This is a genomic window from Pseudooctadecabacter sp., from assembly GCF_020627745.1.
Lineage (GTDB): Bacteria > Pseudomonadota > Alphaproteobacteria > Rhodobacterales > Rhodobacteraceae > Octadecabacter.
Window position 1 is genome coordinate 73,251 of sequence record NZ_JAHDGE010000002.1, and the last position, 17,409, is coordinate 90,659.

Sequence of the window (17,409 nt, forward strand, 5' to 3'; positions counted from 1 at the left end):
AACCTTTGCGGGTTAGATAACCTGCAAAGGATACATCATGCGCAGACCAGTCATCGGAATCATCGGCAACCTCTACCTTATCAATGACGAGTATCCGGCCCATGCCGCGGGGTCGATGAATTCGGCCGCGGTGGCAGAGGTCTCGGGCGGGTTGCCCCTGATTGTTCCGACCGATCCCGCACTGGTGGAGATTTCAGACCTGATGGAGGTCTGTGACGGTTTTGTATTCACCGGCGGGCGTCCAAATGTACACCCCGAGGAATATGGCCATGCCCCGACCGAGGCCCACGGCACTTTTGATCGTGACCGCGACGGGGTGGCCCTTCCACTGATCCGCGCCTGTGTAGAGCGCGGCCAGCCCGTTCTGGGTATTTGTCGCGGCTTTCAGGAGGTGGCCGTGGCCATGGGGTGCACGCTGCACCCCGAAATCCGCGATCTGCCGGGGCGCGACAATCACCGGATGCCCCCTGACGGGACGCTGGAAGAAAAGTTCGAGATGCGTCACATCGTGACCCTGACCGAAGGTGGCCCCTTTCACCGGGTCTGGGGCAAGACCGAGGTTTTGACGAATTCCCTTCACGGGCAGGGCATTCTTGAGGCGAGCGATCGCATCGTCGTTGATGGACACGCGCCTGATGGCACGCCGGAGGCGATTTATGTTAAAGACGCGCCGGGGTTCACATTGTCGGTGCAATGGCATCCCGAATGGCAGGCGGGGCTTGATCCTGTATCGCGCCCTTTGTTTGAAGCGTTCGGGGATGCCGCACGCGTTTGGGCGGCGCGGGGCCAGCGCCACAAACTCACGGCTTAGACGCCAATCTGGCCGGCGATCGACCGAAGGGTGCTTTGAGGGCTGGACTGGCAGGCCGATTGCAAAGCTGATCCCACCGTCAGCGTGTCCGGCTGTGTAGGTCTTGTGCCTGCCAGAACCTGCCCTCGCATCACTCCCATGACCCAGTCTGTTGCGGCATCCAAAGCGGCGGGATTTGTCAGGCTGGCACAGCTGATCTGGCCGGGGTCCATGGGAACGGTAAAGGGCTGCGCCACGCTGCCGGTTGCGCCCACAGGTTGCGGGGCAGGGGCCGCAGCACAGGCGGCAAGGCCACCACATAGAAACAAAACGGAAATTGACGCGCGCATATTGTGTCCCTTCAGACCAGTCCGCGCTTAGACTGGCCCGAAGGGACGCTGTGATCAACCCGCAGATCAGGTGCGGATCAATTTCGCCTCATGCGCTTTCAGACAGCGGCGCGCGGTGTTGCCGTAGTGGGTCTGATCGGCGCGCAATTCAGGGAAGATCGCGAAGAGTTCCTCGCGGGCCGCGTCACTGACCGCAGAAAAGCCGATGTCGCCGGGATGGAAGCTTTCGGTGGCGGCCCCTTCGGCATAGATCACCTCATGCCGGTCAAACAGCATGTGGATATAGGTGACGGTGTCGCCCTCATCCTGGGTCACATCCATGCCGTCCACCAGATGTTTGGCCGCCACAAGAACCTCGCTTTCACCAAAGAGCAGTTCTGCGCGATAGCCTTGGAACAGCACACGGTGCTGGGGGGAGACCAGCAGATCACGGTCCTGACCGGCCAGAACGTTGGACCGGATGCGCACAGGCGCGAAACGGTCGACGGCAGGCACGGTGCGGGCCTCGATCCAGCGGATCGGCTGCAGGCCGTGATCGCGGGTAACGACCAGATCGCCGACTTTCAGATCCTCGATGTTGCGCAGCCCATGGGGGGTCGCGATGCGGGTCCGGGGCGTAAAGCAGATGATGTTCTCGATCTCGGAGAAGTTGAGGATCGTGCCATCGTCGAGCGTAATCGAGCCGGAGAAGCTGCCTGTGCCGTCGTCGGTGGCACTGGCCAGCACGTCCTGCAGATCGGCCAGATCGCCCAGCCGCAAGGTATCGCCGCCGCCGGGGCCGGTGGTCTCGTCGCCCGCGCCGCCGTCGATGGTGATTGTGGCACCTGGACCGCCTGCCGTGTCGACCAGTGTGATGACGTCGTCGCCGGACCCGGCATCGACCTGATCACCATCAGATACCACAAGCGAGTCATCGCCTGCGTTGGTAGAGATGCTGTCCGCACCTGTGCCACCCACGAAAGTGTCGTTGCCCGATCCGGTTTCGATCTGTTCGATCTGGGTAAAGGTGCCGGTGTCCGGGCCATTGCTGAAGGTGCCTGCCTCGTTGCCTGTCATGGTGACAGTTACGTTTTGCGTCAGGCCGGACCCGTCCAGCGTGTCGCCATTCGTTTCATCGGTTTCGCCACCGGTGATGACGTCGTTTCCGAAATCGTCTTCGATAACAAAGGTGTCGTCGCCACCTGCGCCAAACTGCGTATCCGCACCGGTGCCACCGTAAAGCGTGTCGTCGCCATCGCCAGCAGACAGGCGGTCATCACCTTCGCCGCCATAAAGGGTATCGGCCCCAACATCGGACCCGGCCAATATCGTGTCGTTGCCAGCCCCGCCATAGAGTTCGTCGTCGCCTTGTGCGCCGTCAATATAGTCGTCGCCTTCGCCCCCGAACGCGGTGTCGTCGCCAAGCCACAATTCGAACGTGTCGTTGCCCGCACCACCATAGCCAACATCGTTGCCGTCGCCGCCGTAGATGGTATCGGCATCGTTGCCAGCGTAGAAGGTATCTGCGCCTGCGCCGCCATAAAGGGTGTCGGTGCCGTCATCGCCGATCAGCTGGTCGTCGCCGATCCCGCCGAAGATCGTATCGTCGCCGGCTTCACCGTCCAGATTGTCCGCATCAGCGCCGCCATAGATGATGTCACCACCCAGACCGCCAAAAATGGTATCCAGACCAGCCTCACCATAGATGGTGTTGGTTTCAGTATCGGGTCCGTTAAAGACGGTGTCGTTGCCGGTCCCCGCAAAGATTGTATCACCGCCGAGGCCCGCGTCGATCAGGTCGTTGCCGTCACCGGCTTCGATGAGGTCGTCGTTCGCATCGTGCCCCGGCAGGATCGCATCGCCTGCATCGACCATATCGCCATCGGGATCACCGGTGTAGTTGGTGTCGATGACATCATCGCCAGCCGTGCCCGAGACCGTGCCGTCCTGGTCTTCGATGATGACGTCTTCGATGTTGGTGAAGGCCAGCGTGCTGCCGTCGTTGAAGGTGACTGTACCGTTTTCGCTGTTGGCCGGATCATACGCGATGGAGGCCACGTCCGAGACATAAAGGACGTCAAAGTCCGTGCCGCCTTCGCCGCCGTCAACGGTGTCGTTGGACCCTGCATAGATGCTGTCCTGATCGTCGCCACCCGAAAGGGTGTCCGCGCCGGTGCCGCTGGTCAGCGTGTCATCGCCGGTGCCGCCATCCAGCACGTTGGCGTTGCCGCCGACCACTGTAATCGTGTCATTGCCTTCGTCGCCGTACAGCGTGTCGGTTGAGGTGCTGGCCTCCTCAGATGAGGTGATGATGTCATCGCCCGCGCCACCGAAGACGGTGTCGTTGTCACCAAAGCTGCGCTCTTCTCCGGCCTCGATGGTATCCGCGCCGTCGCCGCCATAGATAACATCATTCCCGTCCGCGCCGTCGATGCTGTCATCGCCCGCGCCGCCAAAGAAAGTGGATGTACCGTTTGCGTTGTTTTCCTCACCGATGAGCGTGTCGTTGTCGTCGCCGCCGTAAACGGTCGTATTGCCCGAAACACCCGTGATTGTGTCGTCGCCGCCGTTGCCGCTGATGGTCATGCCGTCGGTGCCCGTGAAGGACATCGTGTCCTCCTGAGCAGTGCCGTCGATATTCTCGATCTCGAAGAAGGTGCCGTCGGCGCTGTCACCGGGGAAGGTATAGGTTCCGGTTTCGGTCGCGGTGCTGGTGATGGTGACGCCTGTCGGGCCGGTCGTGTCGCTGAAATCAAGCGTGTCGATATCCAGCCCGTCGGCGTCTTCACCGCCCCGGATCGTATCCGTGCCGTCGGTTTCGGTGACCAGAATGGTGTCGTTGTCGGTGCCGCCATAAACGTCATCCGCGCCCGCGCCACCTGCAAGGGTATCATCGCCGGAACTGCCGATTATGGTGTCGTTTCCGGTTCCGCCATCAATGGAATCGTTGCCTGCTTCACCATTGATGTAGTCGTTGTCAGCCCCGCCAAAGATCGTGTCGGCGTCGTCGCCTGTCCACATGCTGTCATTGCCGGCGCCGCCGAAATAGACATCTGTGCCGCTGCCGTTTCCGGCGCCGCTTTCATCGTCGACCACATCATCACCGGATGACCCGACATAGCTGTCATCCCCGCCCAGCGTCTGGACAAAGGTATAACCGTTGTCGGCTGTCGCATCGACCACATCCGACTGATCCGTCAGAAGCATCTGTTCGATTTCGGAGAAGGTGATGACATCGCCAGTGACAGTGTCGGTGATCGTACCGGCACCGGGACCGGTAAAAACAACAGAGACAGGGTTGGTAACGGCTGTCAGGTCAATCAGGTCGACATTCGGTCCGACCTGTCCGCCGATGATGATGTCGTTGCCGAAGTTGTCTTCGACCACGAAGACATCGCGACCCGCACCGCCGGAAAGGGTGTCATCCCCCGTGCCGCCGGTGATCGTGTCATCGCCGGACCCGCCGAACAGGGTCTGTGATGTGCCGCTGGCACCGGCATCCAAAGTATCGGCCAGATTGGTTCCGACCACCTCTTCGATCCGCGTGAAATTGCCGTCACCGCCATCGTTGCCGATGTCGAACGTGCCCGCTTCGTCGCCGGTGAACGTCACGGTGGCACCGGTCCCCGCGCCTGACAGGTCAAGGCTGTCAACATCCAGCCCGTCTGGATCCTCGCCACCGCGCACGCGGTCAAAACCGTCGTTCTCGTCGATCAGGAACGTATCGTCGCCCGCGCCGCCGAACAGCGAATTGTCACCGGAACCGCCTGTCAGCGTATCGTCATCCGCACCGCCATAGACCGTATCGTCGCCAGCGCCGGCATCAATGCTGTCATTGCCGCCATAGGCGTAGATCAGGTCGTCGTCACCCACATCGCCTGCAAGGATCGCATCGCCCGCGTCCACCCGGTCACCGTCAGGATCGCCGGTGTAGTTGACGTCGATGATGTCATCCCCGCCGGTGCCCGTGACCGTGCCATCAAGACGGGGAATGCCAATCGCAGTAAGGTATTGGTCATTGTCGGCATCGGTCGGGCTGATGCCCACCAGCGTGACGCTTTCACCGTTGGGGAAGGTTAGGACAGCATTGCCGGACCCGTCATCGGTCACCGTCACGTCATCGACATTGACCCGGTTGCCGGACGCATCGGTCAGATTGCTGACATCAAAGGTGTCGATGCCGTTGAAGCTGCCGTCGGGGTTTGGGGTAGGGGCGTCGAATTCGGTGATGATGTCATTGCCGAAGCCGTCTTCGAGCACGACCACATCGCGGTCGCCATCAGATGCGCCCGCACCACGGTTCAGAATGATCGTATCATTGCCCGCGCCGGCATTGACGGTGTCTGCGCCTGCGCCTGCTTCGATCAGGTCATCGCCTGAACCACCGGTGATGCTGTCGTCGCCCTGATTGGCGTCGATCGACACGCCGGAGCCGTCGGCCGACATGTCAAAGGTGTCCGCAAGAGCCGTGCCTTCAAGGCCCTCGATCTCGCTGAATGTGCCGGTGCCGGTGGTGCCGTCGAAATCGTAGGTGCCTTCTTCAGCACCCGTCGCTGTAACCGTCACGCCCTGCGTAGAGGTAGAATTGAAAAAGCCGATGACGTCGGTGTCGGATGCGTCACCATCTTCGCCGCCGAAGATTGTGTCGCCATCATGGTTGTCGGTGATCTCAAACCGGTCGCTGCCCTGGCCGCCATAAAGCGTGTCGTCGCCCCCGGCGCCGATCAGCGTATCCTGACCATCGTCGCCATAGACCACGTCATTGTCCGCGCCGCCGTTCAACGCATCGTTGCCCGCGCCGCCGAAAATGGTGTCATTGCCGTCGTCGGTGAACCAGTCCCCGACGGTATCGTTGCCTGCACCGGCATAGATGGTGTCATCACCGGCCCCGCCGCTGATGCTGTCATCACCTGCATTGCCTTCGATGTAATCGTTGCCCAAGCCACCGTCGATGGTGTCATTTCCGGCCCCGGTATTGTCTGCGGCCACCGTGTCGAAGTGGATGTCGGTCACCCACAGGGCCTGAGTTGACGTGCCGCCGTTGGCATAAATGATCTCGATCTCGTGGACCGGGCCTGCAATCTCGACCAGAACGGATCCGCCTGCCTGAGACGCGGTGTTATTGTCGGTACCGGCGGTGATGGTATTGCCCGAGACTGTGTCGTCCGACTGGTTTCCAACAACTTGCGCCGGTGTCAGCGTGACGGTGACAGGATTGCCGTCCGCGTCGAATGCGTTGACCGTAACAATGTCCTGCCATCCAGACGTGTCGATGTCGTTGATCCGGAACTGGACGTTTTCAACCCCGTCGGACAATCCGGTATCAAGGTTGGGATCGAACGTAATATGCGTGGTCGACGTCGGACCGGCCCCGCCTGTCAGAACAAGCGACGAACTGGTGTTGAAAGGCTCATCGGCTTCGACGTATTGGGTCGAATTGCTCGTCGCCATGGTGTATGCGTTGCCGTCGTTGGTCGTTTGGACCTGAACGGTCATGCCGCCGGTGGATTGGACGGCTGCACCGTGCAGGTTGGTACCCGCGGGGCCGAAGCCGTCCCAGTTCAGGGATTCCGCACCTGTAACGGCCACATCGTCGGTGTCGCCGATAAGAACGTCGTCGCCGTCGCCCCCAAGAATGCTGTCATCGCCATCATTGCCTTCGATGGTGTCCGCGCCGGTTCCGCCGTCAATCGTATCGGTTCCGGACCCGCCGGAGACATTGTCGTCCCCCGCACCAGCAGAAATGGTATCGTTTCCGGCCTCGCCATAGATGGTGTCGGCGCTGAAATCGCCGCCGGTGTCATTGATGCTGTCATCACCTGATCCGCCACGGATCAGGTCAGTGCCTGCACCGCCATCCAGCGTGTCCGAACCGGACCCGCCATAGATGCTGTCTGTCGCTTCATCGCCAAAAATACTGTCGTTGCCGGACCCGCCAAAAGCCGTGTCGCTTCCGGTGCCGGTATCTATGGTGTCATTGTCATTGCCGCCATAGATACGGTCATTGCCGCCGCCACCGAAGATACTGTCGTCGCCGCGTTCGCCAAGGATCAGATCATTGCCGTCATCCCCGTTCAGGGTGTCGTTACCGTCGCCCCCGAACAGAGAGTCGTCGTCGCTGCCGCCGCTGAGGGCGTCGTTGCCCGAGCCCCCATACAACGTGTCGGCCCCCGCGCCACCAAAGAGGGCGTCATCGCCGGTATTGCCACGCAGCGTGTCCGCGCCCGCGCCCCCGAAAAGCTGATCAAGGCCAGAACCACCGTCGATGGAATCGTTACCATCGCCCCCCTCGACGGTGTCGTCGTTTCCACCCCCGAGCACCACATCATTGCCGGCACCGGCGTCGATGGAATCGTTGCCCGCGCCGCCAAAAATGGTGTCATCGCCCGCCCCGATCGTATCGGTATCGGGGTCCGAGTAGCCCGGTGTCATGACATCGTCGCCCGATGTGCCTTCAACTGTACCGTTCGGTGTCGGTTCGGTGTAGGCGGGGGCCGTATCCACCGCGGCTGAGGTAAGGGAGTCGACCGGCCCAAAGTCAGGTACAAAATAGACGTTGCCGTCGGTTCCGACAAAATAGACACCCGGTTCGACCTCGTTGGTGTAGGTCGTTCCACCGGCCGTGCCACTCCAGGTCCATGAGCCTGCGCCGATCTCGCTGTCCGTGGTGAACGTGACCAGACCCCCGCCGATGGAATCGCCGGGATCAAGGGAGCCGTTCCCCAAAGTGACTAAATAACCGTTTGGCATCTGCTACCTCATACCTACTGATCCGCTTCGGGACCTTCTGCCCATGCACACGGGCGTTTCTGAGGATGAGGATTACGTGAGCAATTCGACAACAATGCGGAAAATGGCATGTGAAGTGGTGCCAACGTGGGTCATTTTGGGGCAACCGGTCTTGGCTTGGTCATAATCCGGGGCAGTTTGCCATCTTGCCGACACAATTCGCGCAAAGGATGTGGACCTCCTCACGTGAGGGTTGATTGCCGGTCCGAATGGACCAAAGCGCTTGTTTTTATGATAAATCTTATGGACTTGACCATTGCACGCCTTCAGGTTGTGCGCAGGATGAGGGCCTTTTTCCCTTCTCAAAGGCAAGACAAAATGTGACGGTCGACCTTATGAAATGGATTGATATTCCCCCCTTCTGGCTGCTGGCCTGTATGGCACTGACATATCTGACGGGTCAGGTCGGCGGTGCCGATACGGGCCTCGACCTTGCCGTTCTGCGTATCACCGGCGGGGCCCTGATTGCCGCCGGTGTGGTTCTGATGGTCCTCGCCGTTTTGGAAATGCGGCGGTTCCGGACGACCGTCTTGCCCCATATGACTGCGGACACGCTGGTCCGGACCGGCATTTTCGCGCGAAGCCGCAACCCGATCTATCTGGGCGATATGCTGGTGCTTGCGGGCTACATTCTGTGGACGGGCGTTCTGTGGGCCGCGCCCCTGCTTGCGGGGCTGTTTTGGGTCCTTAAACATCGATTCATCCTGCCCGAAGAGCAGCGTCTTGCCGCACGCTTTGGCCCCGAATTCGATGACTATTGCCGCCAGACACGGCGCTGGGCGTAATTTTATTGCGTAACGTTAGCGCAAGCATACCAAAGCATACCGGCCGGGCGTCTTGTGAATCCCGCCAAGCGCCTATAACGACCATATAACCGCGACAAAAGAGGGGGAGTTTCGATGAAAATCGGCACACCAAAAGAACTGTTTGAGGGAGAAAACCGCGTCGCGATGACGCCGGCCTCCGCGCTTGAACTGCAAAAGCTTGGACATGAATGTATCATCGAAACCAAGGCCGGTGTGCCTGCTGGGTTCTCGGACAAGGATTACAAAGACGCAGGCGTCGAGGTGGTCAAAACTGCCGCTGCTTTATGGAAAGCCGCCGATATTGTCGCCAAGGTTCGTGTCCCTGACGAAACAGAGATGAAGCGGCTGCGGGATGGTCAGACGTTGATCTCCTTCTTCTCGCCCGTGGCCGACGAGGCCAAGATGCAGGCCGCCGCCAAAAAGGGCGCGACCGTCATCGCGATGGAAATGATCCCGCGTATTTCGCGTGCCCAGAAAATGGACGCGCTCAGCTCCATGGCCAATATCGCAGGCTACCGCGCCGTGATCGAGGCCGGGAACAACTTTGGCCGGTTCTTCACCGGTCAGATCACAGCCGCGGGCAAGGTGCCGCCAGCCAAGGTTCTGGTCGTGGGCGCAGGGGTGGCGGGCCTTGCCGCCATCGGGACATCCACGTCGCTGGGGGCCATCACCTACGCCTTCGACGTGCGCCCCGAAGTGGCCGAACAGGTCGAAAGTATGGGGGCGGAATTCGTCTATCTGGACTTTGAGGAAGAACAGCAGGACGGCAGCGCCTCTGGCGGCTATGCCTCTGTTTCATCACCGGAATTTGCGGCAGCACAGCTGGCCAAGTTCCGTGAACTGGCCCCTGACATCGACATCGTCATCACCACGGCGCTGATCCCCAACCGTGAAGCGCCCGAGCTGTGGACCGAGGACATGGTCAAATCCATGAAACCGGGCTCCGTCATCGTCGATCTGGCGGCGGAAAAGGGCGGCAACTGCAAGCTGACCGTCAAGGATGAAAAGATCGTCACAGACAACGGCGTCACGATCATCGGCTACACCGATTTCCCCAGCCGGATGGCCACGCAGGCGTCCACGCTTTATGCGACCAACATCCGTCATCTGATGACCGATCTGACCCCCGAAAAGGACGGCGTGGTCAATCACAACATGGAAGACGACGTCATTCGGGGCGCGACCATCGCCCACGCCAACGACGTGACCTTCCCGCCACCCCCGCCCAAGGTGCAGGCCATCGCGGCCAAGCCCAAGGCCGAGGTCAAAGAGATGACGCCGGAAGAAAAACGCGCGGCTGAAACAGCCGCCTTCAAGGCGCAGACCAAGACCCAATTTACCCTGCTGGCCGTTGGTGCCGCCGTGGTGTTGGGCATCGGCCTGATCCCCGGAATGCCTGCGTCGTTCATGCAGCATTTTATCGTCTTCGTGCTGTCGGTGTTCATCGGCTTTCAGGTCATCTGGAACGTCGCCCATTCGTTGCACACGCCCTTGATGGCGGTGACGAACGCGATTTCCTCGATCATCATTCTGGGGGCGTTGATCCAGATCGGATCAACCGGCTGGCTCATCACGATTTTGGCGGCCCTTGGTATCTTCATGGCGGCCGTTAACATTTTCGGCGGCTTCCTCGTGACACGGCGGATGCTCGCCATGTTCCAGAAATCTTAAGGCGGGCAGGGACTTATGGAAAACGCATTCACCATCGCGGCCTATGTGGTCGCAGCCATTCTTTTCATCCTCTCGCTGGGCGGCCTTTCGGGGCAGGAAAGCGCCAAACGCGCCGTCTGGTACGGTATTGTCGGCATGGCATTGGCCGTGCTGGCCACGATCATCGGGCCTGGGTCCGGTCTGTGGCTGCTGTCGCTGCTGCTGATCGCGGCGGGCGGTGCTGTGGGTTATCAACTGGCCACAAAGGTCGAGATGACGCAGATGCCCGAACTGGTGGCGATCATGCACAGCCTTGTCGGGCTGGCGGCTGTTTTTGTGGGGTTCAACGCAGACCTGATGATCAATGCCATTAGCGCGCTGTATTCCGAAAACAATTTAGGATTGGGCGCGCCCGGTGCGCTGGCGGCCATGCCGGCCCTGGCCATTTCCGAGCTGTCCACTTTCGGCCAACTGATTGCCAAGAAATCCAGCGTTGAAATCGGCATTTTGCGAGTGGAACTGGTTCTGGGCATCTGGATCGGTGCCGTGACCTTCACCGGATCGGTTATCGCCTATGCCAAGCTGGCAGGCAATTCGTCGAAGCTGCCGTTCGAGATTGACACATCGGCCAAGAAACTGCCCGGCGGTCATTATCTAAACGCAGGGGCAGCGGCGTTGTCCGTGATCTTTGCGATCATGTATCTGTCCAACGGCGGCACCTTCACGCTCGTCCTGCTGACGCTGCTGGGCCTGTTCATCGGCTACCACCTGATCATGGGCATCGGCGGCGCGGATATGCCTGTGGTCGTGTCCATGCTCAACAGCTATTCCGGCTGGGCGGCTGCGGCGATCGGGTTCTCGCTGGGCAATGATCTTCTGATTGTTGTGGGCGCGCTTGTCGGCTCCTCCGGTGCGATCCTCAGCTACATCATGTGTAAGGCGATGAACCGGTCGTTCGTGTCTGTGATCCTGGGCGGCTTTGGCGGCCCTGCAGGTGAACAGATGGCCGTTGAAGGCGAACAGGTCGCCATCGACGTGGACGGCGTGGCCAACGCGCTGGATGAGGCTGACAGCATCATCATCATCCCCGGCTACGGCATGGCCGTGGCACAGGCCCAGCAAAACGTGGCTGAACTGACCCGTCGTCTGCGCGCCAAGGGCAAGACCGTGCGCTTCGCGATCCACCCCGTGGCGGGCCGTTTGCCCGGCCATATGAACGTGCTGCTGGCCGAGGCCAAGGTGCCCTATGACATCGTGATGGAAATGGACGAGATCAACGACGACTTCCCCGACACGGACGTTGCCATCGTCATCGGGTCCAACGACATCGTAAACCCCGCCGCACAGGACGACCCCAACAGCCCCATCGCCGGAATGCCGGTGCTGGAATGCTGGAAAGCCAAGCAGGTGTTCGTGTCCAAACGCGGGCAGGGCACAGGCTATTCGGGCATCGAAAACCCGCTGTTCTTCAAAGACAACACGCGGATGTTCTATGGCGATGCGAAAGCAAGCCTGGATGCGCTTTTGGGCAAGATCGACTGATCTGATCCGCACCGATTATTGGAAGGCCCCGTCGTTGCCGGCGGGGCCTTTTTCGTTGACATGGCGCGGCTACGCGCCAGTTGATCGCAAAAGGAGACGTGCGCATGAAATGGATAACGGGTGTACTTGCGTTAGTGGGCACGTCGGCGGCTGCCGATCTTGAAGTCACCTTTCGGGATGGCGCGCCAAAGGATCGCATCGAGATTGCCAATATCGGTGGCTGTGAAATCGGCCCGCTGACACTGGCTGTTGATCTGGTTCCAAGCCCTTCCGGATTGATCTTTGATGTGTCGTCCGAAGGCGCAGGGGTAGAGGTCAACCAGCCTGTCGAGATCGTCGATGGCGCGGCCCTCGTGGCGACGATGAGCGTTGTGAACGATGGTGACCAGTTGCTGACCCTGCGGTTGGCGGCGCTGCAGGCCGGTGATGTCATCAGACTGACGCTGGATCTGGATGATACCGCCAGCACACGGGAGATCACCGTGGACGGGGCCGAGATTGCGGGCGCGGAGGTGATCGTCACCCGCGAGGGCGACAGCCTGTTCAGCACCGGCGTCTTTGATGCCACAGGTCGCGCTTTGGTGCCTTTGGACGCCTGTCTGTCCTAGACCGCCTGCCACTTGCCCTGACCGATGCCGTCAAGGGTCCATCCCCCCACAGACCAGCGCACCAGTCGCAAGCAGGGAAACCCTATGGCCGCGCACATGCGACGAACCTGACGGTTGCGCCCTTCGGTGATGGTGATTTCGATCCACGTGTCGGGGACGGTTTTACGGACCCTGACAGGCGGATCGCGCAGCCACAAGTCAGGTGCCGCGATGAGGCGCGCTTTGGCGGGCAGGGTGGGGCCGTCTTTGAGGGTCAGGCCTGTGCGCATCGGATGAAGGTCTGCCTCCGTTGGCGCGCCTTCAACCTGCACCAGATAGGTTTTCGGCGTCTTGAACTTCGGGCTGGACAGCCGGGCCTGTAATTTCCCGTTGTCGGTCAGCACCAGCAGGCCTTCACTGTCGCGGTCCAACCGCCCTGCGGCATAGACATTTTTCGGCAGATCGAACCCCGACAACGTCGGGCGCTGCGTCGGGGATTTGACGTCCGTGAACTGGCTGAGCACACCGAAGGGTTTGTTGAACAGGATCGTTACCATGGACTGCTGGTAGCGAGAATTTCGGATCAGGGGAAGGGATCTGCGATCCGGTCCTGCGGACGGCGGGGGCGCCCCTGCGGGGCGCAGTGCAGATCGCGGGGGCGGCGTGTCGGGATAGGGACGGATTTCAGGTATTTTTGAACCAGAGAAACGGGGGCGTGGCGCGGATTTCAGGTGGCGCGTTCGGGGGTGAAAGAAGCTGGATTTTCCCCGCAGATTTTTCTTGTGCGACTCGAAGAATGGGCGCATAGGCGCGCTCAGACGCCAACGCACGCGCCTCTGGCCCTTTTCGGTTTGAAGTGTGTTTATGCAGCGACGGTAACGTCTCCTTTTGGAAGTGAGCGGTCTGCGATGGGATGATCCATCATGGCCGGGTCTTATTGGAGATGAGACATGACGATGCAATTTGTGGCCCCCCGTGTGGACGGGGATTTTGATGCTATTTCAACATTTGACGCTGTGGTTGAGACGGCGATGTTTGATCACCCCACGCTGGTGATTTCGCTGGACCGTGTGGAGCAGCAGTATCATGCGCTGAAGGCCGGTTTGGGCCGGGCGGATATTCATTATGCGGTGAAGGCGAACCCTGCCCCGGAGGTCATAGCGCGGCTGGTGGGGTTGGGATCGCATTTTGATGCGGCGTCGCGGGGCGAGATCGAATTGTGTCTGGCCCAAGGTGCGCGGCCCTGTGACATTTCCTTTGGCAACACGATCAAACGGGCCGCGGATGTGGCTTACGCCCATTCGGTGGGTGTGACGCTTTTTGCGGCGGATGCGGCCGAAGAGCTGGACAAGATCGCCCAGAATGCACCCGGCGCACAGGTTTATATTCGTCTGATCGTCGAGACATCCCAGGCCGATTGGCCGCTGTCACGTAAGTTTGGCTGCGACCGTGCCATGGCGTTGCAGTTGTTGGACCGTGCCCGCGCGCTGGGGCTGCAGGCCGTTGGATTTTCGTTCCACGTAGGCTCCCAAACCCGGCGGGCGGCCATGTGGGGGCCGACACTGGATGAGATGCACAAGATTTGGCACGCGGCCAAGGAGGCGGGGCACGACCTGACGCTTCTGAACATCGGCGGTGGGTTCCCGGCCTTTTACGGGCAGGACATTGAAGCCCCGACCGACTACGCGGCCTCGGTCATGGAACAGGTCTCCGCGCGCTTCGGGGAGGTTGCGCGCGTGATGGCCGAACCGGGCCGGGGCCTCGTGGCGGAGGCGGGTGCCATCGTGGCCGAAGTCATGCTGGCCAGCCGCAAATCCGCCCGTGACCTGCACCGCTGGGTCTATCTGTCCATTGGCCGCTTTAGTGGCTTGGCAGAAACCGAAGGCGAGGCGATCCGTTATCAGATCAGCACGCCGCGCGATGGTGATCCGATGGGGCCATGCGTCCTTGCAGGCCCGTCTTGCGACAGCGCCGATGTGCTTTACGAGAAACAACCGGTGTTGCTGCCACTGAGCCTGAGCGCCGGTGACCGCATCGTCATTCGCAACTGCGGGGCCTATACCAGCAGCTATTCTTCTGTTGGTTTCAATGGCTTCCCGCCGCTTGCGGTGATGGTTGTCTGACCCTGGATGGGGTCCCCAGCCGCGCACGGTATACCATTGTGCGCGGCTAACCTTATGAACATGCGGCGTTTTTTCTTTACAGGTTTGTGAAAGCGGCTAGGTCTTGACGCAACAGACCTGAGGACGCCGCGCCATGAGCCCGATCCAAGACCATCCGTTGCGCTATGCGCTGGCCAATGAATTGCATGCGCGGCCTTTCCCGACCCTCGATGCGCCGTGCCGCGCGGCCTATCTGGCCATCAAACCTGCCGAGAATGCCGCGGGCCGGGACAGGGCGGCGGATGTGGCGCATCTGAAGGCGTTGCTGGATCACTACGCGGCCCCCCATCCCGAAGAAGGGGCGACCCATTATTTTGGCCAGATTGGCCAGCATGTTTTGAAATGGGAAAGCCATACGGAGTTTGTGACCTACACGATTTTCGGGCAAGGGTCTGCAGCCACCCCGTTTGATGCAAAGACCTTTGCGATGTTCCCGGATCAGTGGTTGGCGGATGCGCCGGGCGCGCGGGTCACGTCTGCTTTGATCCGCGTTGAGGAACAAAGCGGCGATGAGGGCATCACCGACAAAGTGCGTGATTGGTTTGTCCCCGAAAGCGTGGCGGTAAGCCGCGTTCTGGATGATGACGCCATCATCGCGGCGGATTTCCGGATTGATCCAGCGGGCCACATGCGGTTTGCCGTCTTCGCGCGCCCCAGCACGGGGGAGCGGCGCACGGGCCGCATCGTCCAGCGCCTATGTGAAATTGAGACCTATAAGGCGATGGCGATGCTGGGGTTTTCACGTTCGCGGTCTTTGGGCAAAACCATGGGTGATCTGGACCGCCGGCTGTCGGGTCTGACAGATGCATTGACCGGAATGCCGCAGGACACGGAGACGACGCTCAATTCCCTGTTGCAAGTGTCTGGTGAGTTGGAGGCGATGACGGCGCAGAACACCTTCCGGTTTGGGGCAACCCGCGCCTATGAAAAGATCGTCAATCAGCGGATTTCGGTGTTGCGAGAGGACCGGTTCGAGGGGCGTCAGACCTTTGGGGAATTCATGATGCGCCGCTTTGATCCGGCGATGCGCACGGTGACCAGCACCAAAGAGAGGCTTGACGCGATGTCGGACAGGGCCATCCGTGCGTCTGATTTGCTGCGGACCCGGGTCGATGTGGAACGCTCAGCCGAAAACAAGGCGCTGCTGGAAAGTATGGACCGGCGGGCGGATTTGCAGCTGCGCTTGCAAAAGACGGTTGAGGGGCTGTCGATTGTCGCGATCAGTTATTATGCCGTGAACTTGGCGGCCAATATGGCGTTGCCCTTTGCGGACGATGTGGGGCTGTCGTCGCTGGCAATGAAGGCGGTTTTGACGCCGCTGGTGATTGGTCTGGTCTGGGTGATGGTCCGCCAGATCCGCAAGGCGCTGGATTAGGCCTTTACGCTGTCCGGCAGGGGAAGCTCGCGCGGTTTCAAAAGGTCTGTGCGTGTGGCCATCCAGACGGCGGCCAGTGCTGCGACCAGATTGGCAAGGATGGCCGCCATCAGAACGCCGGTGAAATCGAATAGCCAGACGCCCAGCCAGGCCCCCGGCAGGTACAGCAAGAAAATGCGGCCAAGGGACAGGGCCATGGACCAAACCGCCTTGTCGCGTGCGTTCATGGCCGCATTGGACACCACCACAAAACCATATCCAAAGAGCGACCATCCCACGAGGCGCAAATACAAAGCTGCCTGATCGGCGGCTTGCCCGTCGCCTGCGATCCACTCCGCGATCACGCCGCCAAACACAGCCAACACCAATCCCATCAACAGGCCGTAGCCCAGACAGAACCACAATGCCCAATGCAAGCCTGCGGCGGCGCGGTCGTGTTTTTCCGCACCCCAGTTCTGGCCCACGACGGGGCCAATCCCGGCGGACAGGGCCATCATCGGGACCAGCACCAGAGATTGCACACGGGTGGCGGCACCAAAACCCGCCACAGCGGTTTCGCCCAAGGTGGCCACAGCGGCCGTGACGGCGGCCATGCCAGCGGGATTGATCGAATTCGACAGGGCGGCAGGCGCGCCGACCTTGGTGATTTGAGCAAAGGACGACCAGATGTTTTTGAACGGTTCCGCGCACCACTTGAGCCGATTGGTGTGGATCGCCCAGTAAAGCGCAGCCGCTGCACCCAAGACACGCGCAATCAATGTGGCCAGCGCCGCGCCGCCGGTGCCCAGTTCGGGCGCGATCCATGTGCCATAGATGAAAACAGGCGTGATTGCGATGTTGATCAGCGCCGAGCCGACCATGATGGCAGCCGCGCTGGCCCCGTCCCCATGGGCGCGAAAGGTGGCCTGGCTCAGCATCATCAACACCAGCACCGGAAAGCTAAGGGTCCAGAAGGGAATGTATTTATTAATCTCTTCCATCACCGGATCGCCCGCGCCGATGAGGCGGAACAGCGGACCGGACAGCAGATAAAAGGCTGCAGCAATCACCAGCGACAAGGATACCCCCAGCACCAACGCGTGAAGGGCGAGCCGCTGTTCGGCGTCTTCGCCGTCCTTGCGGCCGATTGCCTGTGATACGGCGGCATTTGCCCCTGCAGACAGGCCGATGGACAGCGACGTAATCGCAGCCGTCACCGGATAGATGTAGCCAACGGCGGCCAAGGGTTCTTCGCCCAGTTGTCCCAGAAAATAAGCGTCGGCGAGGCCGACACTCAGCACGCCCAGAATGCCCAGTGACATAGGCGCGGACACAGCCGCGAGGCCGCGCCACACGGGGCCTTTGGTAAGATCACGGCTTGCTGACATGCTCTCCAACCC

General features: G+C 60.7%; 11 protein-coding genes. 7 read left to right on the forward strand and 4 right to left on the reverse strand.

Annotated elements, in window-relative coordinates; genetic code table 11:
* Nucleotides 1-37: 37 nt before the first annotated feature.
* The gene (locus QZ653_RS01415; protein WP_296417179.1) at nucleotides 38-811 is read left to right on the forward strand and encodes a gamma-glutamyl-gamma-aminobutyrate hydrolase family protein; all 774 of its coding nucleotides are present in this window, start codon (nucleotides 38-40) and stop codon (nucleotides 809-811) included.
* Here the strand turns inward: QZ653_RS01415 and QZ653_RS01420 are convergent.
* The gene (locus QZ653_RS01420; RefSeq protein ID WP_296417180.1) at nucleotides 808-1,140 is read right to left on the reverse strand and encodes a hypothetical protein; all 333 of its coding nucleotides are present in this window, start codon (nucleotides 1,138-1,140) and stop codon (nucleotides 808-810) included. The genes QZ653_RS01415 and QZ653_RS01420 overlap by 4 nt on opposite strands.
* A 66-nt stretch (nucleotides 1,141-1,206) precedes the next feature.
* Nucleotides 1,207-7,869: a Hint domain-containing protein gene (locus tag QZ653_RS01425; protein WP_296417181.1), complete on the reverse strand. Its 6,663-nt coding sequence runs from the start codon at nucleotides 7,867-7,869 to the stop codon at nucleotides 1,207-1,209.
* A 359-nt stretch (nucleotides 7,870-8,228) separates the two neighbouring features.
* Here QZ653_RS01425 and QZ653_RS01430 point away from each other — a divergent pair, with 359 nt between their 5' ends.
* From QZ653_RS01430 to QZ653_RS01445, 4 genes are all read left to right on the forward strand, one after another.
* Nucleotides 8,229-8,693 carry a methyltransferase family protein gene (locus QZ653_RS01430; protein WP_296417182.1) on the forward strand — a complete coding sequence of 155 codons (465 nt, stop codon included), beginning with the start codon at nucleotides 8,229-8,231 and terminating at the stop codon, nucleotides 8,691-8,693.
* 114 nt (nucleotides 8,694-8,807) lie between these two features.
* Complete coding sequence (locus QZ653_RS01435) at nucleotides 8,808-10,385, forward strand: Re/Si-specific NAD(P)(+) transhydrogenase subunit alpha (RefSeq protein ID WP_296417183.1); 1,578 nt, start codon at nucleotides 8,808-8,810, stop codon at nucleotides 10,383-10,385.
* Nucleotides 10,386-10,400: 15 nt separating this feature from the next.
* Nucleotides 10,401-11,906 (forward strand): NAD(P)(+) transhydrogenase (Re/Si-specific) subunit beta, encoded by a 1,506-nt coding sequence (locus tag QZ653_RS01440; RefSeq protein WP_296417184.1) that lies wholly within the window; start codon nucleotides 10,401-10,403, stop codon nucleotides 11,904-11,906.
* Nucleotides 11,907-12,010: 104 nt separating this feature from the next.
* Entirely contained in the window at nucleotides 12,011-12,514 is a 504-nt protein-coding gene (locus tag QZ653_RS01445) for an aggregation factor core protein MAFp3, isoform C (protein ID WP_296417185.1), read from the forward strand.
* On the opposite strand, the gene QZ653_RS01450 is transcribed toward QZ653_RS01445, so the two are convergent.
* Nucleotides 12,511-13,050, reverse strand: coding sequence for a pseudouridine synthase (locus QZ653_RS01450; protein ID WP_296417186.1), 540 nt, complete (start codon nucleotides 13,048-13,050; stop codon nucleotides 12,511-12,513). The genes QZ653_RS01445 and QZ653_RS01450 overlap by 4 nt on opposite strands.
* A gap of 399 nt (nucleotides 13,051-13,449) precedes the next feature.
* Between QZ653_RS01450 and QZ653_RS01455 the strand changes: the two genes are divergently transcribed.
* Together QZ653_RS01455 and QZ653_RS01460 are read left to right on the forward strand one after the other, a co-directional pair.
* On the forward strand, nucleotides 13,450-14,616 hold the full coding sequence (locus tag QZ653_RS01455) for a type III PLP-dependent enzyme (RefSeq protein ID WP_296417264.1): 1,167 nt from the start codon (nucleotides 13,450-13,452) through the stop codon (nucleotides 14,614-14,616).
* A 133-nt stretch (nucleotides 14,617-14,749) separates the two neighbouring features.
* Nucleotides 14,750-16,030: a DUF3422 family protein gene (locus QZ653_RS01460; RefSeq protein WP_296417187.1), complete on the forward strand. Its 1,281-nt coding sequence runs from the start codon at nucleotides 14,750-14,752 to the stop codon at nucleotides 16,028-16,030.
* Here QZ653_RS01460 and QZ653_RS01465 read toward each other — a convergent pair.
* Entirely contained in the window at nucleotides 16,027-17,343 is a 1,317-nt protein-coding gene (locus QZ653_RS01465) for an MATE family efflux transporter (protein ID WP_296417188.1), read from the reverse strand. The two genes, QZ653_RS01460 and QZ653_RS01465, sit on opposite strands and share 4 nt — an antisense overlap.
* Between the last annotated feature and the right edge of the window lie 66 nt (nucleotides 17,344-17,409).